Source organism: Ignavibacteriales bacterium, from assembly GCA_026390575.1.
Taxonomy (GTDB): domain Bacteria; phylum Bacteroidota; class Ignavibacteria; order UBA10030; family UBA10030; genus Fen-1298.
This window is the reverse complement of the sequence record JAPLFR010000012.1, coordinates 1-7638: the sequence shown is the minus strand read 5'-3', so window position 1 is coordinate 7638 and position 7638 is coordinate 1. Positions and strand designations below refer to the sequence as shown.

General features: G+C 41.5%; 5 protein-coding genes and 1 riboswitch. Of the genes, 1 reads left to right on the top strand and 4 read right to left on the bottom strand.

All coding sequences use genetic code 11. From position 1 onward, the window contains the following. Positions 1 to 504: 504 nt before the first annotated feature. From NTX44_10820 to NTX44_10805, 4 genes are all read right to left on the bottom strand, one after another. The gene (locus NTX44_10820) at positions 505 to 1920 is read right to left on the bottom strand and encodes a sodium:solute symporter family protein (GenBank protein MCX6122092.1); all 1416 of its coding nucleotides are present in this window, start codon (positions 1918 to 1920) and stop codon (positions 505 to 507) included. 14 nt (positions 1921 to 1934) lie between these two features. Next, on the bottom strand, positions 1935 to 2582 hold the full coding sequence (locus tag NTX44_10815; GenBank protein MCX6122091.1) for a thiamine diphosphokinase: 648 nt from the start codon (positions 2580 to 2582) through the stop codon (positions 1935 to 1937). Positions 2583 to 2769: 187 nt separating this feature from the next. Beyond that, on the bottom strand, positions 2770 to 5034 hold the full coding sequence (locus NTX44_10810) for a TonB-dependent receptor (GenBank protein ID MCX6122090.1): 2265 nt from the start codon (positions 5032 to 5034) through the stop codon (positions 2770 to 2772). A gap of 70 nt (positions 5035 to 5104) precedes the next feature. Continuing rightward, a riboswitch (TPP riboswitch) is annotated at positions 5105 to 5217 on the bottom strand. Positions 5218 to 5288: 71 nt separating this feature from the next. Further along, complete coding sequence (locus NTX44_10805) at positions 5289 to 5939, bottom strand: hemolysin III family protein (protein MCX6122089.1); 651 nt, start codon at positions 5937 to 5939, stop codon at positions 5289 to 5291. Positions 5940 to 6450: 511 nt separating this feature from the next. On the opposite strand from NTX44_10805, the gene NTX44_10800 reads away from it, so the two are divergent. After that, a partial coding sequence (locus NTX44_10800) for a hypothetical protein (GenBank protein ID MCX6122088.1) occupies positions 6451 to 7638 on the top strand: 1188 nt, incomplete at its 3' end.

The following is a 7638-nucleotide window of genomic DNA, read 5'->3' as shown; positions in this document are numbered from 1 at the left end:
TCGTCAATACTTACGTCTCGTGAAAGACTTTCATCCGGAGTTAAAGGTTTATGTCCCGGAGAAAACACCGTCCGTTAAAATGAAAAAAGATAAAAAACATCAAAATAAAGTAACCGGACAAATGTCCTAATAGTAAATAAAGCGCTAGATAATTTATTGAGAGCCATCTGACAGGAGATATGACGCAATAAGCTATATCAGGATCTGCATGATGCATTAAATTCTTTAAAGCCATCATGATTATAGTAATAGCGCATACGTCCATAATGTTTGCGCAGGAACATGCGCAATTGGGCTTTACTCAATTGGATGATAAAAGCTCAGCGTTTGTTATACAGCGTGACTTTCATGAATGCTATGTATAGCTTTTCCCCTTACATTTCAATTTAAGATTCCAAAAGGATCGAGTGATTTAACCGCATGGAAAAAGGAAACTTCGAACGGTCAAAATAGAAAGGACTATTGAAGTTTGATCTTCTATTGATAGTTAGGTTGTTCCTTTTTTTAATCAATTACTTTCGGTTTATCCAGCTTTCCCAATCCCCACCAGAAAAGTGCAAAAAACAATCCAGGGTACATTGGCTCAATGCCATACCAATATGCCGGGATACCGTTGGAAGAATAAATATGTCCAGAAATGAGACTTGCTGTCGAGATGAACCAGCCATTCACCATTGCTCCGAACGCATACATTGCTGGAATCTTCAACCGTTCAAAATAACTTGCCAACACCGGCACTAAAAGTCCAGGAATAATACAAGTACCTATTGTGTACCATATACTTACTACAGAAGGAACGCTAATTGCCAGCACCACAGAGAATACCGCTGAAAATACAAGCCCAATTTTTGTCCAGCGCTGAACAATGTCCGAATCGTTAGCGGCGTTTTTCCATCTTCCTACGATATCTTTCCCCACGGTTATTGCAGAAATTAAGGTAAGGCTGCTAAGCGTGGACATAATAGTAGCGAGCATGCCAATGTAAAACATTCCTTTTGCTATCGTTGGCAGCGTCAGTTCAGCAAGAAGTGGATAGGAATACATCGGCTGTGTCAAAGACGGCAATGATGCACGAGCATATAATCCTGCAACACTTGTCATAAAGTCGAAAACAAACCAAAAAAGAATGGAAACAAGAATACCGCGTTGTGCCGTCTTCCCGTCCTTTGCCGCATAGCATCGCTGATGGAATGCCGGATCGACCAGCGTCCACAATGCAATGAAGAACCAGACAGCGATAAATTCCATGCTGTTGCCGCCGTGCCATGTAAGGTGCAATGGCGGGACGTGTGCGCGTATGAAATCCAATCCTCCAAATTTTGAATAAGAAAAAACAACAACGAGAGCAAAACCAAGAAACATCATCACAAATTCGAAAACATTTGCCCACACGTCGGAACGAAAACCGCCTTTATAGAGATAGACAACAGTCAGAAAAGTAGTAATGATGATACAGAACGTGAGATCGATTCCGAAAATAAGTTGTGCAAGAATTCCCAGCATCAGTACGTACGCAGCCGGAGTAACGAGAAAAAAAGTGAGAATACCGCCGGCGATGGCAGTGCGTTTGTCATACGCCTGCTCAAGTTTATCGGGAATTGTAAAAAGATTTGTTGCGCGGACTTTTTTCGCAAGGAACAAGGCAAAAACAAGTGCAAAGATATAGTACGGAACTCCGAATACGACCCAGTTGGAAATACCAAATCTGTAAGAGTATTCTCCAACGCCTAGAATTCCGCCGTACCACGTTGAAACGAGTGTAGCGACAAAAATTGGAAGTGTCAGCGTGCGGCCGGCAAGAAGGAAATCATCTGCGCCGGACTTTCGTTTCCGAGCCGCACGAAATCCGATGAATACAACAGCTGCGAAGTAAGCAATAATCAGCGCGATATCGACGAACGAAAGATGTACTTTGATCATTGGCTGTCAGGGAATTAGGATTGAGCTGCAATGTGTTTGTTATTCGTCACTATAAAAGCGACCAGACTGCCTTTTTGGACTTTAATGTTCACCGGAGAATCGACAATGACATTGCTCGTACTTTCGCGGACTCCAAACTCCAGAGATTCATTTTTCAGATTCCATTTCAATCCTTTTGTTACGATTCCACTGCATCGGGAAAGTGGCAGAAGTGAAATGATCGTGCCGATTGGAAGATTTAATTCTATTGAATGATTGACTGCAATGAATGTTCCGATATCATCCATAAAAGTGATGTGTGCTTTTTTTGAAAATTTTACGAGCGCACTCAAATTTCCGATCGCATGATCAAGCCGCTTACCCGTTGCCCCAACAACAACGATTTCTTTACACTTTTTCTGAATGACTTCTGTGAGCGCTTTTTCCAAATCTGTCGAGTTTTGATCTTTCAACTGTTTTACATCGACATTGCTGAAGACGGCAAGCGTTTCATCTTCTATGGAATCAAGGTCACCGATGATAAGATCAGGAGGGCAGTCAAAACGCGCTGCGGTATTTGCCCCGCCATCAGCACAAACGAACCAATCAGCTATCGCAAAAAGTTTTTCGAAGAGCCGTTTACTTGGCGGTTTTCCGTTGGCGAGAATGAGTACACGCTTCATAAATAAAATCCTCTACTACTTTGGATTCAACTCCAACCGAGAGCCCTCTGCCGGGTAAAGGTATACCCGCGATTTACTTAAGCGAGGCACTCTCTGGATACCACGGCGAGATATGCACATGAGCAATTTACAATTTTACATCGAGCGATGCAAAAACGTTAAAGAATATTGTTCTTTCATGATGCCATTATAATTGCAATGACATTCCAAGGATGTAATTGCGTTCAGCAGCGGGGAAAAATTCAGAACCTTCACCACTCATAGTATATAACGCATCAAACAAGTTCCGTGTTTCCCCACGAACCGTAAGGAATACACCTGAGTCCAGTGTGAACCTATATGACAACATTACATTGACGACCGTGTATGCATCATTTTTTAAAAGATTATTCTTGGTATTATCTGTATAAAAATCGCCAACGTATTTTGCATCGAGCGAAGCATTCAGGTTGCTATTATTATACGATAATCGAAAATTTCCCATAAGATCGGGCGATCCGGTGATTGGGTTGCCGTCCAGAGTATTACGATAGACTATTCCGTTATTTACATGATCGACGACAGAGTAGCGTATTAAACGATTGTATGAGAGTGTCGCATTTCCGCTTATGGTGAGCCCAGTGAGAATATCCGTTTGGCATTGGAGTTCTACACCAATGTGGCGCGTACGATCTGCATTCCCCATGACAGGTTCTCCAAAAATATCTACGGTTCCGCTTTTAATAAGCTCATCTTGAAATTCCATCCAGAAGACATTAACAGATGCCATAGTTTGTCCATCACGATACACACCACCGAGTTCAAGATCAAAAAGATGCTCGGGCTTTGCAAACGGTTTGTTAAAATCATATCTCACAATTCCACCTGTTGTGTCCGCTTCAAATTGCGGAGTGCTTCCCCAAATAGATTCTTCCGCTTTATAGAGATCTTTGAGCCGGGGCTCGCGAGATGTATATGCAAGACTGATGTACATATTGATCGATGCGTTGGCATTGTAATTAATCCCAAGCCTTGGATTGAGAAAGAAGTACGGGACGGAAAACCTGTTGTTCAGGAATTTTTCGTTCTCAAGTGTGTACCGATTGTACACCATCTGAAGATCGGTCATCAGTGTCATTGCATTATCCAATTTGTAGAGTTCATGTCCATAAACCGAAATGATACTCTTCCCGCCGTTGTATTCATAGAAACGATAGTCAGGATCATAATTCATCGGAAGATTTTCAGCATATGCAATTTTACCCCAATGGAGAGAATTGTGAAAACGGAATTCTGCGCCAAGAGTCAAGAGTCCAGTTTCATGGTTGATTTCCAAACGCGGCAGCCATCCCCATTGCTTGTTCCCGACAAATGCACGAACCAGAATATTTGATGGATCAATTGAAGTTGGGAATCCATAGGCCGTACCAATATGTAATGAAGAGGTATCTAATCCAGATCCATCATAATCATAATAACCGTCTCCCTGAAGATAGAATAAAGTGTTATGGAGGGTGATGGTTGGAGAAAGCCGCCATTCATGCAACAATTCAAAGTGAGGTTGAGAGAATTGTTCTGCTTCTTGTGGCCGCCGGTTAGAGGCATAGAGTACAGTATCCTGGGTGCTGTTCAATTCAAAATAATTATAATTTGATCGGCGAAGTTTCAAATCACGAGTATAGAATTTTGGTATGCCATTGTATACTAACCCGTCGCAAAAAGGTCCTCCATAAAAATGGAAACGTGTTGTCATTGTTTCATCAAGCCGTTCAGCTCCGAAGAAGTATGAACTGATGTCATCCCACGATTTGTCACGATATCCATCAGTGGAAAGCTTCCCGAGTCGTCCATAAAACATATACCGATTCTCCACGAGCCCAGAATTAAATGTTGCAGAATATTTTCGAGTTGAAAGCATGATAGTGTTTGTTGCGCCATATTCCTGAAAACCGAGGCTGCTTTCGAGAGTCACACTTGGCTTGGGCTGAAAGGGAACTGCAAGCATATTGATTGAACCGCCAATTGCGGGCGGGCCGTAGAATGCACTTCCGGCGCCGCGCTGAACCTGGATATTGGTTGTGCTGCCAAGCAGATCGGGAAAGTCGATCCAGTAGACACTGAAATCCTCAGGATCATTTTGAGGTACGCCATTAACCATAACTGAAAGCCGTTGCTGGTCAAATCCGCGTAAAGTAATATAACTGTAACCGCCTGTGCCATTCCCATTTTCAGAATAAAATGTGATTGAAGGCAGTCCGGACAATAAAACCGGTACATCTTGTGCAGAATACTGTTGCTTGATTTCTGAATGCATGAGATTAGAAAATGTTACCGGTGAAATACGCTCACTTGCATGGGTCGCTATAATGGTGACAGGGTCTGCCTGATACACAGTATCATGATCGAATTTCTCTTGTGTTTCTGCAAAAGAGTAACTCAATGCAACAATGAAAAGAAGAATATATGTACGCATAGTGCTTTTCCTTAAAATAAAAAAACCGTTTCCTCATCTCCATGCGCTCGGAGAAAAAAGAAACGGTGTTAATAAAAATTATTTCGATTTCCCTACGCTGGCATTATCCAGATCAGGTTACAAGGGTGTAATCTCAGCCCGATCCTAACTTAGAACAGGATCGTAGCACCCCAACAAATTATAGGAAAGAACGCGTTAAATTATAAAAACTAACTGTACAAATATACTCCACAGAAGACAAGTTGTCAAGCAATTCAAACATAGTAAAATATTGCCCAGAAGTGGCAGAAGCTGCCAGCCATCACAAATAAGTGCCAGATTTCATGAAAGCCAAAAATGCCGGGAACAGGATTCGGCCGCTTTAACGCATAGATAAGTGCCCCGCCGGTATAACACAACCCGCCAAGAACAAACCAAATAATGCCGCCAAAAGGAATTGATTGAACAAGCGGATAGAATGCGATGATGACTATCCATCCCATAACAAGATAAAGCGATGTAGAAAACCAGCGGGGTGCATGAATCCAGAAGAGCGCCTGGAAAATTCCGGCAATCGCCATGCTCCAGATAATACCAAAAAGACTCCAGCCCCACACGCCACGCAACGGGATAAGGCATACAGGTGTGTATGTTCCGGCAATCAATACAAAAATCATAACGTGGTCAATGCGGCGTAGCATCGTAGTTCCCGGTGGAGAAAGCGGAAGAAGGTGGTACATCGAACTTGCTCCGTACAGCAAAATCAAGCTTGTTCCAAAGACGGCAAAGGCGACGATGTGCCAGGTTGTTCCTTGAATTGCGGCATTAGTTACAAGTAAAACAAGTGCTACAAGAGAGAAAAGGAAAGCGATGAAATGCGTTAAACCGCTTACCGGATCGCGGAATTTTTTTATGAGAGACAACATGAAAAAATCTTCAAATGGTTATTCATCTATTGATATTCTAAGAAGTTTTTAGGAGAGATGCTTCCTGAAGATTTGATATCAGATTTATGGAACGAGCTTGAGTTCATGTTGTACGGCAGCATATTATATGTGCCACCGCGTTGAACTATAATTAAGACTTGACAATCAGGAAAAGATCATTAATATGAATTTGAAAATACACTTATCCGCTTGCGGAAAAGCCCGAGGGGATTTATTATCCGATAAGCAACAATCAATGATGAAAATAGTTGCTTTTTCACGGATAATGGCCTGAATAGAAGGAATAAGTGTAGAATTAGCGAAAAAGGCATTGATGATCTTACGGAATTTCCTTCGCGTTATTATCCTTTGTCAATCAAACTCTAGAAAGTGTCCGTAGCCGTGTGGCAACATTATACTTTGAAATATTTTGTCCGCCAATAATCTTGGAAAGCAGTGATACAGAACCGTTTAAAAAATATATTCTCTTAGAATTGAAGAAGGCATAAGGATGTGTACTCGGTTTAGAGTAACGAAAAAATATGTGCTTTTTATAGTTTTAAATTTATTCGCATTCAGATGTCTCGTTGCGCAGGGAAAATTTCAAAACAATAAAGTATTTCTTCCAGCTCCCTCGAGCCAAGCGTTAAAACAAACCATGACCGGCAGTCAAAAAAAACTTGGAACAGATCTTCTCCAATTGACCGATCAGAAATATTTACCCGAGGGTTTCACTTTACAATCTCACGCGGAATCAATGAGAAAATTGAATCAGTATAGATATCAAGGAAAAGATATTTTACAAGCTAGTAATGTTAAAGAAGGAGAAGTGTATGTATATATCTACCTTGAGCCAAATGTCTTAACAGGAATTCTAAATCCCTTGGTTACTAAGATGACAGATATAGATGAACGTAATCATATTGTTGTTGCATGGATCAAAGTGAAAGATCTTGAAAACCTGGCTTCTTTATTAGGTGTTAAGCATGTACAATCGGTTGTGCCTCCAGTAACAAATACGGGTTCGGTTACGACACAAGGTGATTCAATCCATAAAACTGCTAATGTGCGAAGAATCTATTCCCAATCAGGTACAGGTATTAAAGTCGGCATTATTTCCGATGGAGTGGATCATCGTTCGAGTGCACAAACGACTAATGATCTTCCTGCCGACGGCGCTGGCCTTACTGTGTTGAGTAATACTTATGGAGGTGATGAAGGAACTGCTATGCTTGAGATTGTGCATGATATGGTACCCGGTTCTGCACTCTATTTTCACGACTGTGGTACAAATACATTGGCATTCAATAGAGCTATCGATGCCTTAGTAAGCGCTGGATGTAAAATAATTTGCGACGATATCAGTTGGATTACAGAACCATTTTTTGAAGATGGTCCAGTCGCATCGCATGTAGCTTCTGCGTTGTCAAGCAATAAAATCATTTATGTATCTTCAGCGGGAAATTCCGGTGATAGTCATTACCAAGGTGATTATTATCCTCAACCATCAGGTAGTTCATATCATGATTTCACTCGTGGTGGCTCCACCACGCTTCGCAACCTTTATATTAAAATGACTGCTGGCGGCACTGTTCAGATTGTACTCGAGTGGAACGACAAATTTGGTTCTTCAGGGAATGACTATGATCTCTATTTATATAGTCTTAATCCAAGTTTAAAAGTGGCTCAAAGTATCAAT